The organism is Parafrankia sp. FMc2, assembly GCF_041008525.1.
Classification (GTDB): domain Bacteria; phylum Actinomycetota; class Actinomycetes; order Frankiales; family Frankiaceae; genus Parafrankia.
The window spans coordinates 1-26340 of record NZ_JBFLUG010000076.1 but is presented as its reverse complement, the minus strand read 5'-3'; the positions used below and the strand labels follow the sequence as shown (position 1 = coordinate 26340).

Annotated in this window: 21 protein-coding genes and 2 pseudogenes; 12 read left to right on the top strand and 11 right to left on the bottom strand. The window is 73.1% G+C overall.

Annotated features, from left to right (window positions below; translation table 11 throughout):
* Nucleotides 1-39: 39 nt before the first annotated feature.
* Nucleotides 40-1800 carry a CTP synthase gene (locus tag AB1460_RS23165; protein ID WP_368964059.1) on the top strand — a complete coding sequence of 587 codons (1761 nt, stop codon included), beginning with the start codon at nt 40-42 and terminating at the stop codon, nt 1798-1800.
* Nucleotides 1797-2420 (top strand): NUDIX domain-containing protein, encoded by a 624-nt coding sequence (locus AB1460_RS23160; protein ID WP_368964058.1) that lies wholly within the window; start codon nt 1797-1799, stop codon nt 2418-2420. Before AB1460_RS23165 ends, AB1460_RS23160 begins: the two co-directional genes overlap by 4 nt.
* An 83-nt stretch (nt 2421-2503) precedes the next feature.
* On the opposite strand, the gene AB1460_RS23155 is transcribed toward AB1460_RS23160, so the two are convergent.
* Together AB1460_RS23155 and AB1460_RS23150 are read right to left on the bottom strand one after the other, a co-directional pair.
* Entirely contained in the window at nt 2504-3415 is a 912-nt protein-coding gene (locus AB1460_RS23155; RefSeq protein ID WP_368964057.1) for a PKD domain-containing protein, read from the bottom strand.
* Entirely contained in the window at nt 3412-4113 is a 702-nt protein-coding gene (locus AB1460_RS23150; protein WP_368964056.1) for a hypothetical protein, read from the bottom strand. Before AB1460_RS23150 ends, AB1460_RS23155 begins: the two co-directional genes overlap by 4 nt.
* Nucleotides 4114-4184: 71 nt before the next feature.
* Here AB1460_RS23150 and AB1460_RS23145 point away from each other — a divergent pair, with 71 nt between their 5' ends.
* Nucleotides 4185-5402, top strand: a complete 1218-nt coding sequence (locus tag AB1460_RS23145) for a tyrosine-type recombinase/integrase (protein WP_368964055.1) — start codon at nt 4185-4187, stop codon at nt 5400-5402.
* A gap of 60 nt (nt 5403-5462) precedes the next feature.
* Here AB1460_RS23145 and AB1460_RS23140 read toward each other — a convergent pair whose 3' ends face one another.
* Complete coding sequence (locus tag AB1460_RS23140) at nt 5463-5681, bottom strand: hypothetical protein (RefSeq protein WP_006542192.1); 219 nt, start codon at nt 5679-5681, stop codon at nt 5463-5465.
* A 646-nt stretch (nt 5682-6327) separates the two neighbouring features.
* Between AB1460_RS23140 and npdG the strand changes: the two genes are divergently transcribed.
* Nucleotides 6328-7020 carry an NADPH-dependent F420 reductase gene (npdG, locus tag AB1460_RS23135; protein WP_195905254.1) on the top strand — a complete coding sequence of 231 codons (693 nt, stop codon included), beginning with the start codon at nt 6328-6330 and terminating at the stop codon, nt 7018-7020.
* 58 nt (nt 7021-7078) lie between these two features.
* Complete coding sequence (locus tag AB1460_RS23130) at nt 7079-7882, top strand: helical backbone metal receptor (protein ID WP_368964071.1); 804 nt, start codon at nt 7079-7081, stop codon at nt 7880-7882.
* A gap of 34 nt (nt 7883-7916) precedes the next feature.
* On the opposite strand, the gene panB is transcribed toward AB1460_RS23130, so the two are convergent.
* Complete coding sequence (panB, locus tag AB1460_RS23125; RefSeq protein WP_368964053.1) at nt 7917-8918, bottom strand: 3-methyl-2-oxobutanoate hydroxymethyltransferase; 1002 nt, start codon at nt 8916-8918, stop codon at nt 7917-7919.
* Between the two features lie 265 nt (nt 8919-9183).
* Between panB and AB1460_RS23120 the strand changes: the two genes are divergently transcribed.
* The 4 genes from AB1460_RS23120 to AB1460_RS23105 all read left to right on the top strand — a co-directional run bounded on the left by AB1460_RS23120 (nt 9184) and on the right by AB1460_RS23105 (nt 17097).
* Nucleotides 9184-9909, top strand: a complete 726-nt coding sequence (locus AB1460_RS23120) for a TetR-like C-terminal domain-containing protein (protein WP_368964051.1) — start codon at nt 9184-9186, stop codon at nt 9907-9909.
* Between the two features lie 273 nt (nt 9910-10182).
* The gene (gene thrS / locus AB1460_RS23115; protein ID WP_368964050.1) at nt 10183-12159 is read left to right on the top strand and encodes a threonine--tRNA ligase; all 1977 of its coding nucleotides are present in this window, start codon (nt 10183-10185) and stop codon (nt 12157-12159) included.
* A gap of 397 nt (nt 12160-12556) precedes the next feature.
* Nucleotides 12557-13915, top strand: a complete 1359-nt coding sequence (locus AB1460_RS23110) for a glutamine synthetase family protein (protein WP_368964049.1) — start codon at nt 12557-12559, stop codon at nt 13913-13915.
* On the top strand, nt 13912-17097 hold the full coding sequence (locus AB1460_RS23105; protein WP_368964048.1) for a bifunctional [glutamine synthetase] adenylyltransferase/[glutamine synthetase]-adenylyl-L-tyrosine phosphorylase: 3186 nt from the start codon (nt 13912-13914) through the stop codon (nt 17095-17097). Before AB1460_RS23110 ends, AB1460_RS23105 begins: the two co-directional genes overlap by 4 nt.
* A gap of 141 nt (nt 17098-17238) precedes the next feature.
* Here AB1460_RS23105 and glnII read toward each other — a convergent pair whose 3' ends face one another.
* The gene (glnII, locus tag AB1460_RS23100) at nt 17239-18294 is read right to left on the bottom strand and encodes a glutamine synthetase GlnII (protein ID WP_018635795.1); all 1056 of its coding nucleotides are present in this window, start codon (nt 18292-18294) and stop codon (nt 17239-17241) included.
* 493 nt (nt 18295-18787) lie between these two features.
* A complete protein-coding gene (gene glnA, locus AB1460_RS23095; RefSeq protein WP_018635796.1) occupies nt 18788-20212 on the bottom strand; it encodes a type I glutamate--ammonia ligase in 1425 nt (474 codons plus the stop codon).
* 181 nt (nt 20213-20393) lie between these two features.
* On the opposite strand from glnA, the gene AB1460_RS23090 reads away from it, so the two are divergent.
* Nucleotides 20394-20870, top strand: coding sequence for an RDD family protein (locus AB1460_RS23090; protein ID WP_368964046.1), 477 nt, complete (start codon nt 20394-20396; stop codon nt 20868-20870).
* Between the two features lie 84 nt (nt 20871-20954).
* Here AB1460_RS23090 and AB1460_RS23085 read toward each other — a convergent pair whose 3' ends face one another.
* The 5 genes from AB1460_RS23085 to AB1460_RS23065 form a co-directional block, all read right to left on the bottom strand.
* Entirely contained in the window at nt 20955-21836 is an 882-nt protein-coding gene (locus tag AB1460_RS23085; protein WP_368964045.1) for a DUF4191 domain-containing protein, read from the bottom strand.
* A gap of 57 nt (nt 21837-21893) precedes the next feature.
* On the bottom strand, nt 21894-22313 hold the full coding sequence (locus AB1460_RS23080) for a hypothetical protein (protein ID WP_368964043.1): 420 nt from the start codon (nt 22311-22313) through the stop codon (nt 21894-21896).
* A 117-nt stretch (nt 22314-22430) separates the two neighbouring features.
* The gene (gene lipA, locus AB1460_RS23075; protein ID WP_368964041.1) at nt 22431-23417 is read right to left on the bottom strand and encodes a lipoyl synthase; all 987 of its coding nucleotides are present in this window, start codon (nt 23415-23417) and stop codon (nt 22431-22433) included.
* Nucleotides 23414-24136, bottom strand: coding sequence for a lipoyl(octanoyl) transferase LipB (gene lipB, locus AB1460_RS23070; RefSeq protein WP_368964040.1), 723 nt, complete (start codon nt 24134-24136; stop codon nt 23414-23416). The genes lipA and lipB overlap by 4 nt, the downstream gene beginning before the upstream one ends.
* A 78-nt stretch (nt 24137-24214) precedes the next feature.
* A complete protein-coding gene (locus AB1460_RS23065; protein ID WP_368964038.1) occupies nt 24215-24967 on the bottom strand; it encodes a Type 1 glutamine amidotransferase-like domain-containing protein in 753 nt (250 codons plus the stop codon).
* A gap of 191 nt (nt 24968-25158) precedes the next feature.
* On the opposite strand from AB1460_RS23065, the pseudogene AB1460_RS23060 reads away from it, so the two are divergent.
* Nucleotides 25159-25632 (top strand): annotated as a pseudogene (locus tag AB1460_RS23060) (protein kinase); the annotation flags it as partial.
* 479 nt (nt 25633-26111) lie between these two features.
* A pseudogene (locus AB1460_RS23055) lies at nt 26112-26264 on the top strand (AMP-binding enzyme); the annotation flags it as partial.
* Nucleotides 26265-26340 lie beyond the last annotated feature (76 nt).

Sequence of the window (26340 nt, the reverse complement as noted above, 5' to 3'; positions counted from 1 at the left end):
GCCGGGGCCGGTACCGGCGGCGTGACCACGGGAGTTCGCGTGGCGCAGGCGCATATGACCAAGCACGTGTTCGTGACGGGGGGCGTCGCCTCCAGTCTCGGTAAGGGCCTGACGGCATCCAGCCTCGGCCGTCTGCTGAAGGCCCGCGGGTTGCGGGTCACGATGCAGAAGCTCGACCCGTATCTGAACGTCGACCCAGGCACGATGGACCCGTTCCAGCACGGGGAGGTCTTCGTCACCAACGACGGGGCCGAGACCGATCTGGACATCGGGCACTACGAGCGGTTCCTCGACGTCGACCTTGACGCCAGTGCGAACGTGACCACCGGGCAGGTGTACTCGGCGGTGATCGCGCGCGAGCGGCGCGGCGACTATCTCGGCCAGACCGTGCAGGTCGTCCCGCACATCACCGACGAGATCAAGGACCGCATCCGCCGGCTGGCGACCGACGCGGTGGACGTCGTGATCACCGAGGTGGGCGGCACCGTCGGCGACATCGAGTCGCTGCCCTACCTGGAGGCGATCCGCCAGGTCCGGCACGAGGTGGGGCGGGACAACGCGTTCACCGTGCACGTGAGCCTGGTGCCGTACCTGGCACCGTCCGGTGAGCTCAAGACCAAGCCGACCCAGCACTCCGTCGTCGCGCTGCGCAGCATCGGCCTTCAGCCGGACGCGCTGGTCTGCCGGTCGGACCGGCCGCTGCCCGACGCGCTCAAGCGCAAGATCGCACTCATGTGCGACGTGGACGACGAGGCCGTCGTCGGCGCGCCGGACGCTGGCTCGATCTACGACATCCCGAAGGTGCTGCACCGCGAGGGTCTCGACGCCTACGTGGTGCGCCGGCTGGGCCTGAGCTTCCGGGACGTCGACTGGACGGAGTGGGACACCCTGCTGCAACGGGTGCACCACCCGGCGAACACGGCGACGGTGGCCATCGTCGGCAAGTACATCGACCTGCCCGACGCCTACCTGTCGGTGACGGAGGCACTGCGGGCCGGAGCGTTCGCCGCCGACGCCCGCCCGGAGATCCGCTGGATCGGTTCGGACGGGTTCACCTCGCCGGAGGCCGCCTCCCACCTGCTCGAGGGCGTCGACGGGATCATCGTGCCGGGCGGGTTCGGGATCCGCGGGATCGAGGGCAAGATCCAGGCGCTGCGGCACGCCCGCGAGCACGGCATCCCCGCCCTGGGGATCTGCCTGGGCCTGCAGTGCATGGTGATCGAGGCGGCGCGCTCGCTGGCCGGGCTCACCGACGCCAACTCGGCCGAGTTCGACCCGCAGACCGCGCACCCGGTGATCTCCACGATGGCCGACCAGCGTGACGTCGTGGCGGGGGAGCGTGACATGGGCGGCACCATGCGGCTGGGCCTCTACCCGTGCGCCCTGGGGGCCGACACGGTCGCCCGTCGCGAGTACGGCGAGCCCGAGGTCTCGGAGCGGCACCGCCACCGCTACGAGGTCAACAACGCTTACCGGGACAGGCTGTCCGCCGCCGGGCTGGTGTTCTCCGGCACCTCCCCGGACGGCCGGCTGGTCGAGGTCGTCGAGCTGCCCGCCGGCACGCACCCGTTCTACGTCGGCTCGCAGGCGCACCCGGAGTTCCGGTCGCGGCCGACGCGGGCCCATCCGCTGTTCCGCGGCCTGGCCCGTGCGGCGGTGGCCCACGCGAACCGTCGGCGCGGCCTGCTGCCCGTCGACATCGCGGCCTCCGAGCTGGCCCGCCCGGCGAGCGATACCCCGTCCGGCGCGGACGTCACCGGCGTGACCGGCGTGACCGGCGCGGAGCTGGTCTCCCCGTGAGCGCGGCGGCGCACAGCTACGAGGTGGCCGACAGCTCCGTCGTCTACCAGGGGCGGATCATCGGTGTCCGGCGCGACATGGTGCGGATGCCCGACGGCGACACCTCCCAGCGGGATGTCGTGGTGCACCCCGGCGCGGTCGGGGTGGTGGCACTGGACGACCGGGAACGGGTCGTGATGGTGCGCCAGTACCGGCACCCGGTGCGCGGCCCGCTCTGGGAGCTGCCGGCGGGGCTGCTGGACGTCCCCGGGGAGCCGGCGTCCCGCGCGGCCGCCCGGGAGCTGGCGGAGGAGGCGGGCCTGCATGCCGGCCGCATCGACCTGCTCGTGGACGTGTACGCCTCACCGGGCATGACCGACGAGGCCTACCGCGTGTTCCTCGCCCGTGACCTGCGGGAGATCCCCACCGCGGAGCGGTACGTCGGGGTGCACGAGGAGGCGGAGATGGCCATCACCCGCGTCGACCTCTCCGACGCGGTGGACCAGGTCATGCGCGGGGAGATCACCAACGCGATGGCGATGATCGGCCTGCTGGCCGCCTACCGCGCCCGGGCGGACGGGTTCCGCGGCCTGCGACCGGTCGACGCAGCCTGGTCGGCCCGGCCCACCGCGACCGGCTGACGTCCGCCCCCGATCACCATCCGGTCAGCGGCGGCCGGCGGCGGATGTGCCAGTCGGCCGCGCCGGCCGGTCGTGGCGGTGTGTCAGTCGTTGCCGACGAGGACGCCGCCGGCCTCCTCGACCGTGATCGTCTCGGTGGCGGCGAGGATGACGTCGTCCAGCGGGAACGCCTGCCCCACCCCGGGGACGGTGAAGTAGCCGTTCCAGGTCACGGTGAGCGTGACCTGGTAGGTGCCGGGGCGGCGGTAGGAGTGGGCGACATAGGCGTCCGGGTGGTCCCGCGGCGAGATCGCCGGGTCGTAGGGCCGGCCGGGTGCGTCGGGGCCGCTCTCCCCGTCGCCGAAGCGCCAGGCGTAGTGCGGCGCGGCGCTGATCGTCGCCAGCACCGGTTCGGTGACGTCGAAGGTGAACGCCGCCGGCACCGCCGTATGCATGATCGACGGGAGGTTGGCGAAGCTGTTACCGACCGGCTGGATCACCACCTCCGGGGTGGGCAGCAGCTCCTCCCGCAGGTAGTCGGCGAACTGGGCGGCGAGGTCGTCGACCGCGATCCCGTCGGGGTCGTAGAGCACCGGCCCGCACTCCGCGACGAGGGCGTCGTACTCGGCCCGCTCGGCCTCGGTCATCTCCGGGGCGGCGCCGACACCGGTCAGCAGCGCGCAGAGGGCGTCCGGGTCGGGCGGGCAGTCGTCGCCGCAGCCGGCGCCGCCCCCGCCGCCGCCGCTGTCGATCGGCACCTGCTCGAGCAGGCCGTTGTGGTAGCGGTACTGGTAGCCGCGGTCTGTGGCCCGGGTGTCGCAGCTGCCCCAGTGAGCGCCGGCGCAGCCGGTCTGCGAGGGGGGCTGCGGTGCCGCCGCGGCCGGCCGGGCCGCCAGGCCGGGCAGCAGGCCGGGCGCCGGGCCAGGTCCCACCACCGCGGACGTCAGCGTGGCGCCGGTCAGCGCGACGATGGTCAGTGCGGCGGCGGCGACCCGCGCCGGGCGGCGGCGGCTCACCGGCCGGCCCCCGCGGCGTAGACGATGTTCTGGACGCGCCAGCCGGGGCCGGTCAGGACGAGCCGGGCGGTGGCCGCCCGGGCCGGGACACCGGGCTCCAGACCGGCGTCGCGGCCCGCCGGGTCCAGGAGCCGCACCGGGCGGGCCGTGGCGGTGAACCGGACGTCGACGACGGTGCCCCGCCGCTCGCCCGCGGCGAGGCCGGTGATCTCGTAGGGGGGAGTCGCGGCCCGCACGCCGTTCTGGTCGAGGTGGCGGGTCATGCCGACGTCCAGCGCGCAGGTCTGGCAGCCGGGCAGCGCGGTGGTGGACGTGTCGGCGACGCGCCCGTCGCGCGCGGCGGCGTTGATCTCGGCGAAGTAGGCCTCGACGACCTGGGCGGCGCGAGCGGGGGAGCTGGGCGGCGCAGGGGCTCCGCTCCCGGCGGAGGCGGAGGGGGCGGGCCCTCCGGGTGCCGCCGGACCGCCCGAGGCCGTGGCGGCGCTGCCGCCCGCATCCGCTGCCTGCCCCGCTCCCGTGGCGCCGGTGGCGGAGCCGGGGCGGGGCGGGGCCGGCGCGCCGTCAGGCCGGCCCGAGCCCCCGCAACCGGCGAGCAGCGAGCCCGCGCAGAGCGTGAGGATGACCGAGACGGCGGCGATGACGACCCCCGGGGATGCGGCGCGGCGTGACGATCCCGCGTCCGTCCGCACAAGGGGCACGATAGACGCTTCCCGGCGCCGTGGGGGCGGGCACCGACGAACCGGAGCCGTCGCCCCCTAATATCAGTTCGATGATGACCACGGCGGGCGGTGACGATGCCGGCCGCCGTAGGTCGGTGGACGACCCGGCCCACCCTGACCAGGTCATCGACCGCTATCTGGATCATGTCGGCCGCGAGCGGGGGCTGGCCCGCAACTCGATCCTCGCCTACCGGCGCGACCTGCGTCGCTACCGAGAGTACCTGGCGGCGCGGAACCTTGACGCACTGGCCGCGGTCGGCGCGGCCCAGATCGCGGAGTTCGCCGCCGCGCTGCGCACCGGAGACGCCGAGCACCCGCCACTGGCACCGGCCTCGGTCGCCCGGATGCTGGTCGCGGTCCGGTCGTTGCACCGGTTCGCGGTCCGCGAAGGGGACGTTGACGCGGCCGTGTCGCTGCCGGTCCGGGCACCGCTGCCCCCGCGGCGCCCGCCGCGCGCGCTGACCGTGGAACAGGTCGCCGCGGTCCTTGCCGCCGCCGGCCTCGCCACGCGCCAGGACGCGGCGTTCCCGAGCGGGGCCTCGCCAGCTGGAACGACACCGCCTGGAACGACACCGCCTGGAACGACACCGACCGGAGTGACACCCGCTGGAGCGATATCGGCCGGGGAGCCATGGGCCGGAGATGCGCCGGCGGGGGAGGCCCGACCCGGGCGGGCCGATGGAGAGCGGGTCCCGGTCCCGGATCCGTCCGGGCTGGCCCGGCGGTTGCGCACCGCAGCCCTGCTCGAACTGCTCTACGGCACCGGCGCGCGGATCTCGGAGGCGGTCGGGCTCGACCTCGACGACCTCGACCTGGAACGGTCCGCGGTGCGGCTGCGCGCCCGGCGTGGTCGGGTCAGGGTCGTCCCGCTCAGCCATGGCACCGTGACGGCGCTGGAGCGCTACCTGCGACGCGGCCGGCCGCTGTTGGCCGGCTCCGGGCCCGAGGTGACGCGGGGCCCGGGCGCGGCCGTGTTCGTGTCCCGCCGTGGGACCCGGCTGTCCCGACAGAGCGCCTGGTCGGTGCTGCGGGCCGCGGCGGATGCCGCCGGGGTGGACGGGGCGTCACCGCACGTGCTGCGGCACTCGTTCGCGGCCCACCTGCTTGACGGCGGCGTGGATGTGCGGGTGGTCCAGGAGCTGCTGGGCCATGCCTCGGTGAGCACGACCCAGATCTACACGCTGGCCACTCCGGACGCCGCCGTGGATCTGGCGGTCGACGGGCCACCCCGCCGGCCGGGGGCGGGATCACCCGTCCCCGGCGCATGACCGGCTGCCGTGCTCGTGCGGGGCGCCCGCACGGGCGCCCGGGACCGCGTCGTGGCGTGCTCAGGACGGTGTGTACGGCCCCAAGCTCGGCATCCCGTTGGACGGCGCGGGCGAAGGAACCCCGCCGACCCCGCCCACCGACTGGTTGCTGCGCTCGGCAAGGGTCTCGCCCACCTTGCGCGCGATCGCTTCCATCAGGCGCAGTGCCTGCGGCAGCGACAGGTTCAGCACCACTTCGCTGTCGTTCGTCATCGCGAAGCGAACCGACACGTCCGCCATTGCTCGACCTCTCTCGCCTGACTCGGAAGTTCTGCCTACCGAAGATCTGTGTGGTGCATGTGACTCGGAACGGTACGGCCCATCTCGGACGAACGCACGCTCGGGGTTCCCCGAAACATGCCGCCCCTCACGGTGCGTCGCATCGCCGGCGCTCCATGTTGTGGTCAGAGTTCTGTGAGGATCTGCCACTCGTGCTGCTCCTTCGCCGGTCGCGACGCATCGCCGGGGTGTCCGGGCTGCCACCCGACGGGCCGGGGTTCAGACGGGCCCTGGGAGCGCGGTCGCGATCGTAGCTGCCCCGTTGTTCCCTCATAGTCCACTATCGGGTGAGTGCCCCTTTCGGGGGGTCGGGGAAATGTCCTCCCGGTTGCCGTTGTCGAGCTTGTGCGTTCGCAAGCCCCGTGCTGTGGGGGCTTCCGGCCAGCCACGGTGGCCGCCGGGCACCCTTTCGGGCGGTGCGACGACACCGTGACGCCGCGTGCGGCCCGGGCCGCGGCCGCCGCGGCGGGGCCCGGGGGCCCGCCGGGCTGGTGCCGCCCGCCCGAGTCCATCGGACACCCGCCGGAACCGACCGCGGAAGCCGGTAACTGGGAGCGGGCTCACAGGCTGTGACACGGGCCGGCACGTGCGGGCGGATTCGGGCAGGATGAGGTCCGTGACCTCAGTCTCGACCCCTCTCCCTGACGTGTCGTCCCTTGTGATCGGTATCCTCGGCGGCTCTGGGCCGCAGGGCGGCGGCCTCGCGGTCCGCTTCGCCCTGGCGGGTCACCAGGTGCTGGTCGGCTCGCGCTCCGCTGACCGCGGGCGGGATGCCGCCGCCAAGCTGGCCGGTTCCGGGCGGCGCATCGAGGGCGGGGACAACGCCGACGTCGCCGAGCGGGCGGACGTCGTGATCGTCGCGGTGCCGTGGGAGGGCCACGGCGAGCTCCTCGCCGATCTGCGCAAGCAGCTCGCCGGGAAGATCGTCATCGACTGCGTGAACCCGATGGGCTTCGACAAGGGCGGCGCCTTCGCGTTGCCCGTCGCGGAGGGCAGCGCCGCGCAGCAGGCCGCGGCCGTGCTGCCCGACAGCACCGTCGTCGGCGCGTTCCACCATGTCTCCGCCGTTCTGCTCATGGACGAGACGGTCGCGTCGATCGACACCGACATCCTGGTGATCGGTGACGACCGCCCCGCGACCGACACGGTGATCGCGCTCGCGAACCAGATCACCGGCATGCGCGGTATCTACGCCGGCAAGCTGCGCAACGCCGGCCAGGTCGAGGCGCTCACCGCGAACCTCATCTCGGTCAACCGCCGTTACAAGGCGCACGCCGGCCTGCGCGTCACCGACGTCTGAGCCCGTGGCGGCGGGTTCGGCGGTGCCGCCGGTCGACCCGTCGGGGCCGCCGGCCGGCTTGGCGCGGCCTCGTGACGCGTGGGCGCAGCCGCGGGACGACCTGGGAGACCCGGTGCCTGTCCCCGCGGAGGTCCGGCGCGTCGTCTCGCTGGTGCCGAGCCTGACCGAGTCGGTCGCGGCGAGCGCGCCGGGCCTGCTGGTGGGGGCGACCGACTGGTGCACCCATCCCGAGGATCTGGCGGTGACCCGGGTCCGCGGGACCAAGAACCCGGACCTGGAGCGGATCGCCGCGCTGGCACCGGACCTGGTCTGCGCCAACGCCGAGGAGAACCGCCAGGTCGATCTGGACGCGCTGCGCGCCGCCGGGCTCGCCGTCTGGGTGACCGCGCCGGCGACAGTCCCCGCGGCGCTGCGCAGCCTCGACCGGCTGCTGCGCCTGGGCTGCCGGCTGCCTCGCCCGGCCTGGCTCACGACCGCGGAGCAGGTCTGGGCCGAGCCGTACCGGGGGCCGCGCCGCCGGGCGGTCATCCCGATCTGGCGGCGGCCGTGGATGGCGGTCGGCCGGGACACCTTCACCGGTGACGTGCTGGCGCGGCTCGGTGTGGACAACGCGCTCGGCGGTTCCGACCAGCGCTACCCACGGGTGGACGTCGCCGCCCTGCCGCCGCACGATCTGGTGGTGCTGCCGGACGAGCCGTACGCCTTCAGCCCGTCCGACGGTCCGGAGGCGTTCGCGGTGCCCGCGGTGTGCGTCTCCGGACGTCTGCTCACCTGGTACGGCCCGTCACTGGTCGAGGCCCGGGCCAGCCTGGCCGCGGCACTGGCCGCCGGCCCGGGCCCCGGGGCTGCTCAGGAGCGGTGACCAACGCGGACGAGTCTGCGCGGCTGTGCTCGCATCAGTAGCTGTGCTCGACGGTCGGGTACACCCCGCGTGACACCTCGTCGCTGTACGCCGTGGCCGCCTCGGCCAGCGCCGTGCGCAGGTCGGCGAAGCGCTTGACGAAGCGGGGGGCGGGACCGCCGGTCAGGCCGGCCATGTCCTGCCAGACCAGCACCTGGGCATCGCAGTCGGCACCCGCGCCGATCCCGACGGTGGAGATCACCAGCTCCTTGGTGACCCGAGCCGCCAGGTCGGCGGGGACGACCTCCAGCACGACCGCGAACGCACCGGCCTCCTGCAGGCCGCGCGCGTCGGCGAGCAGGACCTCACCGGCCTGGTCGCGGCCCTGCACGCGATAGCCGCCGAAGGCGTGCACGCTCTGCGGGGTGAGGCCCAGGTGCCCGATCACCGGGATGCCGGCAGCCACCAGCGTCTCGACCTGGGGCAGCACCCGGGCGCCGCCCTCCAGCTTGACGGCCTGCGCGCCGCCCTCCTTGAGGAAGCGGGCCGCGGTCGCCAGCGCCTGTTCGGGGCTGGCCTGATAGGAGCCGAACGGGAGGTCCGCGACGACCATCGCGTTCGGGGCGCCGCGCACGACCGCACGGACCAGGGGGATCAGCTCGTCCACGGTGATCGGGACGGTGGTCTCGTAGCCGTAGACGGTGTTGGCCGCCGAGTCGCCGACGAGCAGGACCGGGATTCCGGCCTCGTCGAAGATCCCGGCTGTGGTGACGTCGTAGGCGGTGAGCATGGCCCACTTCTGGCCCCGCTCCTTGGCCGCGCGGACGTCGCGGACCGTGGTCCGCCCGGGGCGGGCGCCGCGCAGCGAGGCCCGCGCCCGCGCGGGGGCCGCAGGGGCCTGGGGCTGAGCTGGGGCCGCCGTCGCCGCGGCGGAACGGGCCGGGGTCGACGCGCCGTAGAGCGTCGCCGCCTCGTCCGGGGCGGCGGGGGAGCCGGCCCCTTCTCCGGGGCCGGAGGGGTTGCTGATCGCGGAGGGGTTGCTGATCGATGACGTCATGCGAACTCCCGGTGATCCGTCCGGGCGCGGGATCGCGTCCCGGCGTGTCTCCATGCTGCCACCGACCGGGCCGCCGCCGATAGGCCTGTGACCGGCCTGCAACGCCGGCGGTCGCGCCGTCGCAATCGGATGCGCCCGGCGGCGCGCGGACGTACTCTACGATCTTGGGAACGCTGGGGCCGGGAACGGGCCGGCGCCAGGTGCCCGGTTGCGCCATGCCCGCTGCCGCGGTGTGTGGTCGGCACCGGGCCGGAGGAACGCGGCCGTGCTTCCACGGGCGCGCGGCGGTGCGACGAAGGCGCGGGTGGCATACGGGCATGCGGATGGCGGTCGGATGACGGTGGCGCATGCCAGCGGGACGGATCCCCGTGGACGCCAGGCACCCCCACCCTCGGGGGTGGCCCGCCCCCCGGGCCGACCTCCGGGCCGACCCCGTGACACCCGGCGTGACCCGCTGATCATCGAGGCGACCCTCGCGGCGCTGGCCGACAACGGCTTCGGGGGCCTGTCGATGGAGGCGGTGGCAGCCGCCGCGGGGGTGGGGAAGGCCACCGTCTACCGCCGCTGGCCGACGAAGGGCGCCCTGGTCGCCGACGCGCTGGCGACGCTCGCGGAGTCGCACGAGCCGCATGACACCGGATCGCTGCGCGACGACCTGGTCGCCGCGGTGAACGCCGTGCGCCGGCACAACATCCAGACGCTGTCCGGGCGGATCATGCCGCGGCTGCTCGCCGAGAAGGAGAGCCACCCGGACCTGTTCGACACCTACCGCCAGCAGGTGATCGTCCCGTCCCGCGAGCAGGTCGCGAGCGTGCTGCGGCGCGGGGTGGCCGCCGGGGAGCTACGGGCCGACCTCGACATCGAGCTGGCGACGGACATGCTCGTCGGCCCGGTCTCCTACCGGCAGTACACCGGTGGCAGCCACGAGGTGACCGGCACCCGGATCGGCCAGATCGTGGACACCGTCCTGGGCGGCATCCGCGCCCGCTGACCGGCCGTCGCATCGCGGCTGGGCCGCCGGTGGGCCGCGTCGCGGCGGCCGGCTGCCCGGCGGTCACCGACCGTGCGCGTAATCCCGTTGGGGGTGTCGGAGCGCACGGGTAGCATCGCGGTCGGGACGCACCTGGCGTCCCTGTCACAGGTCATCCCTGTCACAGGTCATCCCCGTCATACGCCATGCATGTCACACGTGGTGCACGTCACAAGTCGTGTCCGGGGCGCGGGGGACGCGCCCGGCCATCCGTCCACACAGCAGGAGAGTCCGGTGTCCGACGTCCGCATTACCGTCCAGCGAGGTCAGCAGGCCGAGGAGCGGGTGGTGCGGACGGGTACCACGGCCGCCGGGCTGTTCGAGGGCGAGCGATCGGTGGTCGCTGCCCGGGTCGGCGGGGTCCAGCGTGACCTGGCCCATCCGCTCGCCGAGGGCGACGTCGTCGAGCCGATCACCGTCGACTCGCCCGACGGGCGGGCCATCGTCCGCCACTCCTGTGCCCACGTCGTGGCCCAGGCCGTGCAGGACCTGTTCCCCAAGGCGCGGCTCGGCATCGGCCCGCCGATCCAGGACGGCTTCTACTACGACTTCGACGTCGAGCGGCCGTTCACCCCCGAGGACCTGAAGGCGGTGGAGAAGCGCGCCCAGGAGATCATCAAGGCCGGGCAGCGGTTCTCCCGCCGGGTGGTCAGCGAGGACGAGGCGCGCACCGAGCTCGCCGACGAGCCCTACAAGATCGAGCTGATCGGGCTGAAGTCCAGCGCCGGGTCGGACGACGAGGCCGGGGTCGAGGTGGGCGAGGGCGAGCTCACCATCTACGACAACCTCGACCCGAAGAGCGGCGAGCTGTGCTGGAAGGACCTGTGTCGCGGGCCGCACGTGCCCACCACCCGGCACATCCCGGCCTTCGCGGTGCAGCGCTCGGCGGCGGCCTACTGGCGGGGCAGCGAGCGCAACCCGCAGCTGCAGCGCATCTACGGCACCGCCTGGGAGTCGCGGGACGCGCTGAAGGCCTACCAGCACCGCCTCGCCGAGGCGGAGAAGCGCGACCACCGCCGCCTCGGCGCCGAGCTGGACCTCTTCTCCTTCCCGACCGAGATCGGCCCGGGCCTCGCCGTCTTCCACCCGAAGGGCGGTGCGATCCGCACCGTCATGGAGGACTACTCGCGGCGCCGGCACATCGAGGCCGGCTACGAGTTCGTCAACACCCCGCACATCACCAAGTCGGACCTGTACGAGATCTCCGGGCACCTCGACTGGTTCGCCGACGGCATGTACCCGCCCATGCAGCTCGACGGCGGGGCGGACTACTACCTCAAGCCGATGAACTGCCCGATGCACATCCTGATCTTCCGGTCACGCGGCCGGTCGTACCGGGAGCTGCCGCTGCGGCTGTTCGAGTTCGGCACCGTCTACCGGTACGAGAAGTCCGGCGTGGTGCACGGCCTGACCCGCGTCCGCGGCCTCACCCAGGACGACGCGCACCTGTTCTGCTCCCGGGAGCAGCTGCCGACCGAGCTCGACACCGTCCTGAAGTTCGTGCTCGGCCTGCTGCGCGACTACGGCCTGGAGGACTTCTACCTGGAGCTGTCGACCCGGCCGGAAGGCAAGGCGATCGGCTCGGACGAGGAGTGGGAGGAGGCGACCGAGCTGCTGCGCGAGGCCGCCTCCAAACAGGACCTCGAACTGGTCATGGACCCGGGCGGCGGCGCGTTCTACGGGCCGAAGATCTCGGTGCAGGCGCGGGACGCGATCGGCCGTACCTGGCAGCTTTCCACCATCCAGGTCGACTTCCAGCTCCCGCAGCGCTTCGACATGACCTACCAGGCGGCGGACGGCACCCGCCAGCGCCCGTTCATGATCCACCGGGCGCTGTTCGGCACGATCGAGCGCTTCTTCGCGATCCTGCTGGAGCACTACGCGGGGGCACTGCCGCCGTGGCTGGCCCCGGTGCAGGTCGTCGGTATCCCGATCACCGACGAGCACGTGCCCTACCTGGCCGGGGTGGCCGCGAAGCTGCGGGAGCGCGGCATCCGGGTCGAGGTCGACTCCTCCGACGACCGGATGCAGAAGAAGATCCGCACGGCGCAGAAGCAGAAGGTGCCGTTCATGCTGCTCGCCGGCGACGAGGACGTCGCCAAGGGCGCGGTGTCCTTCCGCTTCCGGGACGGCACGCAACGCAACGGCGTGCCGGTGGATGAGGCGGTTGCCGAGATCCTCGACGCCGTGGACCGCCGCATCCAGGTCTGACCGGGGCCGGAGACCGCGGGGCCGGGTTGCTGAGGGGCTGGCGGTGAGGGGCTGGCGGGCTGCTGGCGGGTCGAAGGGCCGGCGTGGGTCACTCCCCGTCCGGCAGCCGGCCGTACTCCGTCAGGCAGCCGGCCGGAGCCTGGCCCGGCACGGCTCGGCGGGCGGCGGGACTGACAGGCATCCGGTACGCGGGTGGTGCTCCAGGCGGTTGCGGCCGCGCAACTTCGCCGTGACGCGCGACGCCTGGGGCGGGATCTGTCGCTACCCTCGGGCAAAGTACCCGGTGGCGCCGAGCCCCCGCCCGGAGCCGTCCGGGCGGGCGGCGGTTCCGGGCCAGACTGCTGGTAGATGACTCGGCTCGCCGTGCCGACGAGTCCGCACTGCGCGCGGAGGGCCCATGGACAAGCAACAGGAATTCGTTCTTCGCACCCTTGAGGAACGGGACATCCGTTTCGTCCGGCTCTGGTTCACCGACGTGCTCGGGGTGCTGAAGTCCGTCGAGATCGCACCGGCCGAGCTGGAGGGCGCACTCGCGGAGGGCATCGGCTTCGACGGTTCGGCGATCGAGGGCTTCGCCCGGGTGCACGAGGCGGACATGCTGGCCCGGCCCGACCCGTCCACCTTCCAGGTCCTGCCGTGGCGTGGCGAGCATCCGATGACCGCCCGCATGTTCTGCGACCTGGTGATGCCGGACGGCCTGCCGGCGGCCACGGACTCCCGCTGGGTGCTGCGCCGCACGCTGGCGAAGGCGGCGGATGCCGGGTTCACCTTCTACACCCACCCGGAGATCGAGTTCTTCCTGCTGAAGGAGCCGCCCACCCGCGGGCGCCCGGTGCCGGAGCCGGTCGACGAGTCGGGCTACTTCGACCTGACCCCGAACGACATCAGCCACGACTTCCGCCAGCAGGCGATCAGCGTGCTGGAACGGCTCGGGATCTCGGTGGAGTTCAGCCACCACGAGGTGGCGCCCGGCCAGCAGGAGATCGACCTGCGCTACGCCGACGCGCTCACCATCGCCGACAACATCATGACCTTCCGCCAGGTGGTGAAGGAGGTGGCGCTGCGGCAGGGCATCTACGCGACGTTCATGCCCAAGCCGTTCAGCGCCCAGGCCGGTTCGGGCATGCACACCCACATGAGCCTGTTCGAGGGAGACCGCAACGCCTTCCACGACCCGACGGACGAGTACCAGCTCTCCAAGGTGGCGAAGGCCTTCATCGCCGGGGTGCTGGCGCACGCCGCGGAAATCACCGCGGTGACGAACCAGTGGGTCAACTCCTACAAGCGCCTCGTCGGTGACCAGCGCGCCGGGGAGCTCATGGAGGCCCCCGCCTACGTCTGCTGGGGTCACAACAACCGGTCGGCGCTGGTGCGGGTCCCGCTGTACAAGCTGAACAAGTCGAACGCCGCGCGGGTCGAGTTCCGCTCGCCGGACAGCGCCTGCAACCCCTACCTCACCTTCGCGCTCATGCTCGCCGCCGGGCTGCGCGGGGTGCAGAACGGGTACGAGCTGCCGCCCCCGGCGGCCGACGACGTGTGGACGCTGACCGACTCCCAGCGCCGCGAGCGCGGCATCACCGCGTTGCCCGGCTCGCTCGCCGAGGCGATCACGGCGATGGAGGGCTCGTCGCTGGTGCGTGAGACCTTCGGTGACGAGCTGTTCGACTTCTTCCTGCGGAACAAGCGGTCCGAGTGGACGGAGTACCGCCGGCAGGTCACGCCCTTCGAGATCGACCGGTACCTTCCGACGTTGTGACCGCTCGGCGGGCGACCGTCGCCGCCCAGCTCGCGCGGCTCGGTTTCTCCGATGTCGAGCGGGTCGAGGCGACCATGCGGCGGATCGGGCTGCTGCCTGCTGCCGGCGACACGCCTGCGGGCGAGAGGACCGCGCGCGAGGCAGCTGCAGGCGAGGCAGCCGCGCGTGAGGCGGCGGCAGGCGGAGCGGCGGCGGGCGACGGGGGTGCTGCCGGGTTCCCGGTCAGTGCGATCGTCGGCGAGCTCGCCGCGGCGGCTGATCCCGATCTGGCGCTGCGCAGCCTGGAGCGGCTGCTCGCCGCCCAGCCCGCGGGGGAGGGCGACCGGGTGCTGGCCGCGCTCGCCGGGAGCCCGGGCCTGCGCCGCCGGCTGATCGCCGTCCTGGGGGCGAGCTCGGCGCTCGGGGATCATCTCGCCGCGCATCCCGCCGACTGGGCGGTTCTTGCCTCCGACACGGCGCTGGCGGGCCCGCCGGACGCGGCGGCCGCCCGGGCGGACCTGCTCCGGGCTGTCGGCGCCGACCCCGCGGCCGCCCAACCCCGGGCCGGCGGCGACGGCCCGGAGGTGCTTGACGCGCTGCGGCTCGCCTACCGGCGAGCCCAGCTGGTCCTCGCCGCTCGTGACCTGACCGGCGCGGTGTCGCTGGACGATGCGACAGCGGAGCTCGCCGACCTCGCCGGGGCGGCGCTCGACGCCGCCCTTGCGGTGGCCCGCGCCGGCCTCGGCCCCCTCGAGGCTCCCGTCCACCTGGCGATCATCGGCATGGGCAAGTGCGGCGGGCGCGAACTGAACTACGTGAGCGACGTGGACGTCCTGTTCGTCGCCGAACCAGGGGCGGGCGCGGGCGCCGGCGTCGACGCGGCGCTGCGGACCGCCACCCGGCTGGCCGAAGGCGTCGTGCGGGCCTGCGGGCTGACGACCCCGGCCGGGGAGCTGTTCCAGGTCGATGTCAACCTGCGGCCCGAGGGCCGCCACGGCGCTCTGGTGCGGACCCTCGACAGCCACCGGGCCTACTACCGGCGCTGGGCCCGTACCTGGGAGTTCCAGGCGCTCCTGAAGGCCCGGCCGATCGCCGGCGACCGCGAGCTGGGGGAGCGTTTCGCGGCGATGATCGCGCCGATGGTGTGGACGGCGGCCTCCCGGCCGGACTTCGTCGTGGACATCCGCGCCATGCGGCGCCGGGTGGAACGCTCCCTGTCGCGCTCCGAGGCCGGCCGCAACCTCAAACTGGGCCCCGGCGGGCTGCGGGACGTCGAGTTCGCGGTGCAGCTGCTGCAGCTCGTCCACGGCCGGACGGACGGCAAGCTGCAGGTGGCGTCCACGCTGGACGCCCTCGACGGCCTGGCCCGCGGCGGCTACGTCGGGCGCCGGGACGCCGCCGGGCTCGCCGACGCGTACCGGTTCCTGCGCACGGCCGAGCACCGCCTGCAGCTACAGCGGCTGCGGCGCGTGCACACCCTGCCGCGTGACCCGGCCGAACTACGCTGGCTCGCCCGCTGCATGGGGCTGCCGGGCGCCGCCGAACTGGCGGACGAGCACCGGCGGGTGGCCCGGTCCGTCCGCAGCCTGCACGAGAAGCTCTTCTACCAGCCGCTGCTGGAGGCCGTCGCCCGGCTGTCGGCGGAGGAGATGCGCCTGACGCCGCAGGAGGCCGCCGACCGGCTGGCCGCACTCGGCTTCGCCGACCCCGCCCGTTCGCTGCGCCACATCGAGGCGCTGACCAACGGGGTGAGCCGGACCGCCACCATCCAGCGGCACCTGCTGCCGGCGATGCTGCCCGCCTTCGCCGACGCACCCGAACCGGACGCCGGCCTGCTGGCCTACCGGCAGGTGAGCGAGGCGCTCGGGCGCACCCCGTGGTACCTGCGGCTGCTGCGGGACTCCGCCGGTGCCGCGGACCGCCTCGCCCGGCTGCTCGCGACGAGCCGGTACGTCGCCGACCTGATGACCCGCGCGCCCGAGTCGGTACGGCTGCTGCGCACCGAGGACGAGCTGCGGCCGGTGCCCCGCGAGGCCCTGGCCCGGACCCTGCTCGCGGTCGCCCACCGCAACCCCGACGCCCTGGACGCCGTCGGGCGCGCGCGGGCCGTGCACCGGGTCGAGCTGGTCCGGGTCGCCTGCGCGGACCTGCTGGGCCTGCTGGATGTCGGTGCCGTCGGCCGGGCACTGTCGGACGCTGCCGCCGCCACCATCGAGGCCGCCCTCTTCGTCGCCCGCCGCCAGGTCCTCGGCAGTGAGCCGGAGGGGTACAGCGGGCCGGAGGGGTACAGCGGGCCGGAGGAGCACAGGGAGACGGGGGAGGCGGGCGGCGGCCTGCTGCGGCTCGGCGTGGTGGCCATGGGCCGCCTCGGCGGAGCCGAACTGTCCTACGGCAGTGATGCCGATGTGCTCTTCGTGCACGAGCCCGGCCCGGGCCTCGACGAGGTGGAGGCGGCCCGGCTGGCCGCCGCGATCATCGAGGAGCTGCACCGCCTGCTCGCGCTACCGGGCCCGGACCCGCCGCTGCGGCTGGACGCGGCGCTGCGCCCGGAGGGCCGCGGCGGGCCGCTCTCCCGCACACTGGACGCCTACGCGGCCTACTACGGCCGCTGGTCGGCGGGCTGGGAGGCACAGGCACTTCTGCGCGCCCGGCCGGTCGCCGGCGACCGGGAGCTCGGCGGGCGGCTGTGTCGGCTCGTCGACCGGGTCCGCTACCCCGACCAGCTACCGGACGGTGCCATCACCGAGGTGCTGCGGCTGCGCGGCCGGATGGAGCAGGAGCGCATTCCGCGCGGGGTGGACCACGGCCTGCACGTGAAGTTCGGGCCCGGCGGGCTGACCGACGTCGAGTGGACGCTGCAGGTCCTGCAGCTGCGGCACGCGGCACGGCTGCCCGCGCTGCGCACGACGGCGACCCGCGAGGGGCTGCGCGCCGCCGCCAACGCTGGACTGCTCACCCCGGGGGAGCTCGCCGCCCTGGATACCGCCTGGACGCTGGCGTCCCGGATCCGCAACGGCATCATGCTGACCTCCGGCCAGGCCGGCGACCTGCTGCCGGCGAGCCGGCCGGGGCTGGAGCGGGTCGCCCGTGCCCTCGGCTACCCGGCGGAGAAGGTGGAGGCGCTGCCGGATGACTACCGCCGGGCCGCCGCCCGGGCGCGGTCGGTGGCTGACGACGTCCTCAACCACGAACGGGCGGGTTAGCGGAACGGGCGGGTTGGCGGCGGACCGGAACGGACCGGACTCGGCGGGCTGGCCGCGGCCCCGGCGCGTGCGGCGCCGGAACCGCGGCCTGTGCTGTCGTGACCAGCGGGCCGTGCGGCGGTTCCGCTGGTCGGTGGACGGTCAGACCGAGACGGTCGCGTCGGCGGTCTGCGACGGAACGAACAGGGTCGGCTTGTCGCCGGCCAGCGCGCTGCAGCAGGTGTCGACGATCAGCGCGGAGACCACATACGGGTCCATGTTCGCGTTGGGCCGGCGGTCCTCGATCCAGCCCTTCTTGGCCTTCTCGACAGCCCACGGGATGCGGATGGACGCTCCGCGGTCCGAGGCACCCCAGGAGAACTTGTTCCACGGGGCGGTCTCGTGCTGGCCGGTCAGGCGGTCCTGGATGCCCGTCCCGTAGTGGGTGACGTGCTCCATGACCCGGGTGCCCAGCGCCTCGCAGACGGCGACGATCGCGTCCCAGCTCTCCATGGTCTGCTTCGTGGAGAAGTTGGTGTGCGCGCCGGCACCGTTCCAGTCACCGAGCACCGGCTTGGCGGCGAAGGACACCGTGGTGTCGAAGTCCTCGGCGATCCGGTGCAGCAGCCAGCGGCCGAGCCAGATGTGGTCACCGATCGCCGGCGTCGGCAGGACGCCGATCTGGAACTCCCACTGGCCCATCATGACCTCGGCGTTGGTGCCCTCGATCGCGAGACCGGCGTCCAGGCAGGCCTGGGTGTGCCGCTCGACGATGGCACGGCCGGGCATCTTCTCGCCGCCGACGCCGCAGTAGTACGGGCCCTGCGGCTCGGGGAAGCCGGTCGCCGGCCAGCCCAGCGGCCGGCCGTTCTGGAAGAACGTGTACTCCTGCTCGATGCCGAAGTTCGGCGTCATGTCCGCGTACTTCTCGGCCACCTTGCGGGCCGCGGCGCGGGTGTTCGTCGGGTGCGGCGTGAAGTCGGTCAGCTGTACCTCGCACAGGACGAGGACGTTGTCGCCACCGCGCAGCGGGTCCGGGACGGTGAAGACGGGCTGCAGCACGCAGTCGGAGTTCGAACCCGGGGCCTGGTTGGTGCTGGAGCCGTCGAAGCCCCAGATCTCCGGCTCCTTGCCGCTCTTCACGATGCGGGTCTTGCTCCGCATCAACGGCTCCGGCTTGGTGCCGTCGATCCAGATGTACTCGGCCTGATAGCTCACTCATACTCCCCGTGGTTGACGTGTCACGTGACGGAGCGACTGTGTGATCGGCCGGGGGAGGGCCGACCCCCGGCCGCGACTGACGGGAGGGTTCGTCCGGAGCTTGGTCGGGCCTGGTTTCCAATCAGTTCCCGCATTGTTAATTCTCGGTCACTCGGGCGTTGCGGGGGTGGCATGGCGGTGGCGGCGGGCCGAATAGTGGGCGGGGTGCGGGAGACGGCAGCCGGAAAAGTTGTCGTAACGACAGAAGGCCCGTGTCCGGGGGTTCATGGACACGGGCCGTCCGTTGTCGGCTGATCCCGGCGAGGTGGCGCCGGACCTATTCAGGTAAGACCTGTGCGCAGGTCGCCGGTGGTAGACCGATGGTCCGGTGGGCGGGGCCACAGGTCATGCCCGAGGGCGTCGCCCGAGGGTCGGCACGATGTGACGAGAGGTGCCGGGACCCGATGGTGGCGCCGGTCCGGACCAGCCGGAAATTTGGGGCTGCCCAGGGCTAGATGTCGTAGTAGAGGCTGAACTCGTAGGGGTGGGGGCGGAGCCGGATGGCATCCACCTCGTTCACCCGCTTGTAGTCGATCCAGGTCTCGATCAGGTCGGGAGTGAACACGTTCCCGGCACGCAGGAATTCGTTGTCGGCCTCGAGGGCGTCCAGCACCTTCTCCAGGGAGCCGGGCACCTGCGGGACGGCGGCGAGCTCGTCCGGCGGCAGCTCGTAGAGGTCCTTGTCGATCGGGTCCGGCGGGTCGATCTTGTTCTTGACGCCGTCCAGGCCGGCCATCAGCATCGCCGCGAACGCCAGGTAGGGGTTGCAGCTCGGGTCGGGCACACGGAACTCGACCCGCTTCGCCTTCGGGGAGTCGCCGCCGAGCGGAATCCGGCAGCACGCCGAGCGGTTGCGGGCCGAGTAGACCAGGTTGACCGGGGCCTCGTAGCCGGGCACCAGCCGCCGGTAGGAGTTCGTGGTCGGGTTGGTGAACGCGAGCAGGGCCGGGGCGTGGTGCAGCAGGCCACCGATGTAGTGCCGGGCGGTGTCGGACAGGCCGCCGTACCCGTTGGGGCTGTAGAAGAGCGGCTCGCCGTCCTTCCAGAGGCTCTGGTGCGTGTGCATGCCGGAGCCGTTGTCCTCGAACAGCGGCTTGGGCATGAAGGTCACCGTCTTGCCCCGGCTGCGAGCCACGTTGCGGATCACGTACTTGTAGAGCATCAGGTTGTCGGCGGTCTTGAGCAGTGTGTCGTACCTGATGTCGATCTCCGCCTGGCCGGCGGTGCCGACCTCGTGGTGCTGCATCTCGACGGTGATGCCAACGTCGAACAGCACCCGGGTCATCTCCGAGCGCAGGTCGGTGAAGTGGTCCGTCGGCGGCACCGGGAAGTAGCCCCCCTTGAAGCGGGGCTTGTACCCGAGGTTGCCGCCCTCCTCCTTGCGCGCGGTGTTCCACGCGGCCTCGACCGAGTCGACGGCGTGCATCGAGCCGTAGGGGCTGTAGTCGTACCGGACGTCGTCGAAGATGTAGAACTCGGCTTCCGGGCCGAAGTACGCGGTGTCGGCGATGCCGGTGCCGCGCAGGTACTCCTCGGCCTTCTTCGCGATGTTGCGCGGGTCGCGCGAGTACTGCTCCTTGGTGATCGGGTCGTGGATGAAGAAGGTCATCGCGAGGGTGGAGTGCTCGCGGAAGGGGTCGACAAACGCGGTGCGGGGGTCCGGCAGCAGCAGCATGTCGGATTCGTGGATCGCCTGGAACCCGCGGATCGACGAGCCGTCGAACATGAGGCCATCGCTGAAGACCGACTGGGAGAAGACCTCCGTCGGGATAGTGAAGTGCTGCATGACGCCGGGAAGGTCGCAGAATCGTACGTCAATGAACAGAACTTTTTCGTCCCGGATATAACGGAGTACGTCGTCGGCGTTCGTGAACATCCACCCTCCAGCGTTGTTCAGGCTTCCAATGACTGACAGAGTACGCTCTGATCGCTAGCGTGGCGGCACGGCGTGGCGTACCCGGGAAATCACTACACTGTTTCCGGGATGTTACCTTAGCGGTGTCTGTGACGTTGTGTCATCACCCGGATGGTGCGGGCGCGCCGCATAGGCTTGCGTCGTGGGACGCGCACTCGGAGGCTGGCTGGAAGGTCCCGGGCTGCCCCGGGACACACCGCCCGGAGCCCGGCTCGGGCTACCGGCTGACGGGCCTGGGTCGGTGGTGGGCTTCGGGCCGCGCATCGTCGCCTACCTCGTCGACGCGGTCATCGCGAACCTGCTGGTCGGCGTGCTGTTCATCGTCGGGTTCGACGCGGCGGCGGACATTCGCGGGCTGGCGGTCTACGGGGCCTTCCTCCTTGAGGAGTTCCTGCTGGTCGCCGTGGCCGGGCAGACCATCGGCATGCGTCTCGCCGGCATCCGGGTGATCCGGGCCCGCGACGGCGCGCGGCAGAGCTGGTCCTGGATCGCCGTGCGGACACTGCTGCTCGCCCTGCTGGTGCCCGCCTTCATCTGGGACCGCGATCTGCGCGGCACGCACGACCGCGCCGCCGGCACGGTCGTGGTGCGCGACGCGGTGGTCCCGACCGGAGCCTGAGCACCGGCCGAGGGGAAAACAGAACGGACCCGCGCTGGGTCAGCGCGGGTCCGCCAGGCGCGTGAGCGCGGGTGCGGGTGCGGGTCAGCGCGGGCGGCCGCCGCGGGAGATGTTGCGGGGAATCGGGCCCTTCGGGATGGGCAGGGCCGGGGCGCTCACGGCCCGCAGCCTGCGCTCGAGGGCGTCGACGTCCCGCTTGCGCAGCTCGCGGCGCATCCGCATGAGGGTGCTCTGCAGCTTCGGCAGCGGGATCTCACCCTCGCCGGTGCCAACGATGTAGTCGGTCAGTGGCGCCTCGCCGACGATCTTGCGGATGCGGCGCTTCTCGGCGACCAGCAGCTCCCGCGGACCGCGGCCACGGCCCTCGGCGATCAGCACGACCCCGGCGCGACAGACCACGCGATGGACCACATCCTGGTGCCGGTTCACGCCGACCGCCGGGGTGAGGCGCCAGTCGCCCCGCATGCGCTCCACCACACCTGCCGCGGCGCCGGGCTTGCCCTCCATCTCGGCATACGCGGTCCGCTGCACCCGGCGGCTGAAGACGTTGAGCGCCACGACGACGCCGAGCAGGATCGCGATCGGCAGCCACAGGTAGATCGGGCCGACGAAGACACCGAGGAGCACACCGACCACGACAGGAACGGCCAGCCCGAGGAGGGTCCACCACAGCACGCTGGGGTCGCGCTCGCGAGTGATCTTGTAGACGAGCCGGATCTGGGCGAGTTTGCTGGTCCCGCCGCCGCCCGCGCCCTTCTTCTTGCCGCCGCCCGCGTCAGGGGACTTCTCGCCGCGGTCCGCGCCGCGCGAGCCGCCCCCGGCCCCCGCCGCCCGAGCGGCGCCCTTACCGGTACCGCCCGACTGCCCCGACCGGCGGGATGCCCCGCCACCCGATGTCCCGTCCTTACCCGCGGCCGCCAGTACCGGCTCCCCGCCGGCACCGGACGGCTTCCTCCGCAGCGCCATAGCCGCGAGCCTACGGCTTCGCGGCGCCTGCCTGGCGGGTGGTCGACGCCAGGCGGTTCAGGAAGGCGCGCCCACGGTGGCCGGTGGACAGGTCGCGGCGAGCCGCGACCTGGAGATCCGGGGCCCGGCTGCCGCCGGGAGACGCGGTGGCACACACGGCGGCGGTGCTGCGGACGGCACGGTCACGACGGCCGGCGCCGGCTGCGCCGACGGGTCGGGAGCGGGCTCGAACGCGGACACGGAGATCTGGTCGACCCACTGGTAGCCGGTCGTGACATGAAGGTCGGTGGCTGCGCGCCAGGCATTGTGGCGGGCCGTGCGCTGGCCGCCGTGGGGAAGAACGAGAAGGGTCAGTTCCTCAAGTGCGTTGAGCAGTGAGCGGAGCACGGTGTCGACGACCTCCCGACGCGGTCGTGGCGCCCGGGGCGGGACATGTCCCGCCGGAACAGCACTGAGTGTGAACGGCGCAGGTGTCATCCGGATATCCACTCCGATGGCGGCAACCCCTACACCGCGGACGCCACGTTTCTCGTGACGACCGCGTGACGCAGCTCCGAGCCTAGTCGCCGGTGGTGGTCCTCACCAGCGCGACCGTCACCCCGCGTGAGAGTCGTGCGACACACTTTCGGGCAGAACCCCCTTGGAAGCCACATTGCCATTACGGAATGTGACCGCCTGCTGGTAGAGGCGCCCCGCCCGGTAGGACGAGCGCACCAGCGGCCCCGACATCACCCCGGCGAAGCCGATCGCGGTCGCCCGCTGCTCCCAGCCGACGAACTCCTCGGGCCGGACCCAGCGCTCGACCGGGTGGTGCCGCGGGGTCGGGCGCAGGTACTGGGTGACGGTCAGCAGATCGCAGCCCGCGTCGTGCAGCGCGACCATGGCCTCCTCGACCTCCTCGTCGGTCTCGCCGAGACCGAGGATCAGGTTCGACTTGGTGACCAGACCGGCGGCGCGGGCCCGGGTGAGGACGTCCAGCGAGCGCTGGTAGCGGAAGCCGGGCCGGATCCGGCGGAAGATCCTCGGCACCGTCTCCAGGTTGTGCGCGAGCACCTCCGGCGTGGCCCCGAAGACCTCGTCGAGCTGGTCGGCGCGGCCGGCGAAGTCCGGGATCAGCACCTCGACCCCGGTGCCCGGGGACTGCTCGTGGATGCGGCGAACCGTCTCCGCGTACAGCCAGGCGCCGCCGTCCGCCAGGTCGTCGCGGGCGACGCCGGTCACGGTGGCGTACCGCAGCCCCATGGTCGACACCGACTCGGCGACCCGGCGGGGCTCGTCGACGTCCAGCGGGGTCGGGCGCCCGGTGTCGATCTGGCAGAAGTCGCAGCGGCGGGTGCAGACGTCCCCGCCGATCAGGAAGGTCGCCTCGCGGTCCTCCCAGCACTCGTAGATGTTCGGGCAGCCGGCCTCCTCGCACACCGTGTGCAGGCCCGCCCCGCGCACCAGACTGCGCACGTCGGTGTACTCGGGGCCGGTGCGCATCCGGGTACGGATCCACGGCGGCTTGCGCTCGATCGGCGTCTGCGCGTTACGCGCCTCCAGGCGCAGCAACGGCCGGCCCTCCGGTGCGACGGCGGTCATCCGGTCGTCCTCCCGTCGGTGCGCCCGACGCCGATCAGGTCGGGCGCACTGGTCTGGTCGCTGTCGGTCTTCGGTGGGCGGCGGGCCTCTGCCTCACGGCCTGCGGCGAGATAGTCGCCGATCGCCCGGGTGAGGTGCCGCTCGACCACCGGGCGGGCCTCGGCGACCGGCAGCGGCCGCCCCAGCTCTCGGCTCAGACTGGTCACCCCCGCGTCGGAGATCCCGCAGGGCACGATCCGGCCGAAGGCGGACAGCGCGGGGTCGCAGTTGAGCGCGAAGCCGTGACAGGTCACCTTCCAGCTGACCCGCACCCCGATGGCGGCCAGCTTGCGCTGCCCGTCGGACGTCCAGACGCCGGTGCGGCCGTCGACACGGCGGGCGGGCAGGCCGAACTCGGCGCAGGCAGCGATCAGGCCGGCCTCCAGCGCGCGGACGTAGGCGACGACGTCCAGCGGCATCGGCAACCGCACGATGGGGTAACCGACGAGCTGCCCCGGGCCGTGCCAGGTGATGCCGCCGCCCCGGTCGACGTCGACGACGGGAGTGCCGTCGACCGGACGGTCACCCGCGCCGGTCCGCCGGCCCGCGGTGTAGACCTCGGGATGCTCGAGCAGGATCAGTGTGTCCTCGCCGCGCCCGTGGCGGCGCTCCTCGGCCAGGGCCCGCTGCATGCTCCAGGCCTCGTGATAGGGAACGACACCCAACCGGAGGACATCCACCGTCCGAGCGTACGCCGGTGGGGCGAACAGGCCGGGCCACCGGCGGGCCGTCAGCGCCCCACCAGCGCCCCGCCGGTGTCAGCGTGCGCTGCCTTCCCCACTCGTTCGCGCCTCGGGCAGCAGCCGGGGGGTGACGCGCGTCTCGACGGCCGTGCCGCCCGGGCCCGGCTCGACCCGCCAGGCGTGGGCGTCGGGCCGGTCGGCGACCGCCTCGACGAGCTCCGTCCCGCGGAAGTGCAGGCCGACGCCGTCGTCGGTGGCCCAGCCGGCGGGCAGCGTCCCGTCGGCCACCAGCCGCTGGTACAGCGGTCGGCGGGCAGCCTCGGAGTCATAGTGCGGGGTGTTGCTGTAGGGCAGCAGGGCCAGCCCGTTCGTCACCGGGCGCAGGTCCGGGCCGAACGAGTCGGTGGTGCCACCGACGTGCCAGCACAGCGAGCCGGCGGAGACGCCTCCGAGGACCACTCCGGCCTCCCAGGCCGCGCGCAGGATCTCGCCCAGGCCGTGGACCCGCCACACGGCGAGCAGGTTCGCCACGCTGCCGCCGCCCACCCAGATGACGTCCTGCGCGAGCAGGTGCCGTCGGACGTCGGCGACCGACGGCATCGGGAACAGGGCGAGGTGGGAGACGACGACCTCGGGCCGGTCCCGGTTCAGCGCGGCGTAGCCGCGGGCGTAGGCGGACTGGTCGTCGCCGAGCGCGGTCTGGAGCAGGCACAGCCGGGGCCGGCCGGATGCCGCCGCGACCGCGATCGCGTGGTCGAGCAGCGGTCCCACCCGGGCGCCCCACCGGCCGTCGGGCTGGAAGCCGCCGCTTGCCGCGAGGATCTGCACGTCAGGACTCCTGGTTGACCGGCCCGGTGACCCGGGGTGGCTGGGTGACGGGGTACTGGGTGACGGGATAGCAGCGTGGCAGGCCGCGCTGCCGGGCGTCCCCGCAGACCATTGCCGTCATACGGGAGGAAGTTATCCACAGCGCGGAAAACTCTCCTGCGTGGGGGGCCCGTTGCGCCTAGCGTCGATTCGTGACCTTCTCCGACGAATCCGGCGAACGGCCCGGGCGACGCGGCGGCGATCCCGTGGTGCCGGGCATCCTCCTGCGCCACCGCCACTACGACGCCGGCGCCGGCGAGGTCTGGTCAGGCCGCGTCGAGCGCCTCGGCACGGATGTCACCGTCCGCTATGTGCGGCTTCCGGCCGATCCGTTGCTGCGGGCCGAGGCTGTCGACGAGGCCCGCCGGCAGCTGGACGTCCGCCATCCGCACCTGGCCGCGGTGACCGGCGCGATCCCCACGCCCGACGGGCTGGCCGTTGTCTCCGAGCCGGTGGAGGAGACCATCAGCCTGTCCAGGCTCCTTGCGGCCCGCGGCCGGCTCGATCCGGGTGAGGTGGTGACGATCGGCCTGCCCGTGGCGCAGGCACTCGCCGTGGCGCACGAGGCAGGGCTGGTCCACGGCGAGCTGACCGCGCTCGACGTCCTGCTGGAGGCGAACGGCCGGCCGCTCCTCACCGGTACCGGCATCGCGGGTCTGACCAGCCCCGGGTTGTCGGCCGCCGACGACGTGCGCGATCTCGCCGACCTCCTGCTCGGCGCGATGCGGCAGGCCACCGGCCCCGACGCGGCCGCGGTGGCGGTCGCGGTGGCGCTGGCGCTGGTCGACGACCCGCGGCGCCGGCCCTCGGCGGCCGAGCTGGCTGCCGGCCTGGCCCGCAGCACCACCCCGCTGCCGGTCCGGATGACAGCGGTGTCGGGCGACGCGCCCGTCATCGACGTCGAACCTCTCCCGGACGACGGGTGGGGGGAGCCGGCCAGCGCGAGCTCCGGCCACGGTGAGGGCGAGCAGAGGGAGGACCCGTGGGCCACCGGCCCCGAGTGGCAGAGCGGCCGGATCCCGGAGGCGGTCACCGACGATGCCGATCTGGGCGGCGACCTCTCCGGCGGTGAGCCTGCGGGGCTCGATCCCGCCTGGGATGATCCCGGCTCTCGGCCGGCTCGATGGAAGCGGTGCTGGCCGCCCACCCGGCCGTCGCGGAGTGCGCTGTCGTCGGGGTGGCGGACTCCTTCAAGGGGCAGGTGCCAGGGTGGTGCCGGGCGCGACGTGCCCGGGTCGCCGCAGAGGCGGGCGAGGACCTCCGGGAACGGCGTGGTGATCGGGCTGCCTGGCCAGACCGCCGTCGACCAGCGGGTCTCCACCGCCCGGTCGCGC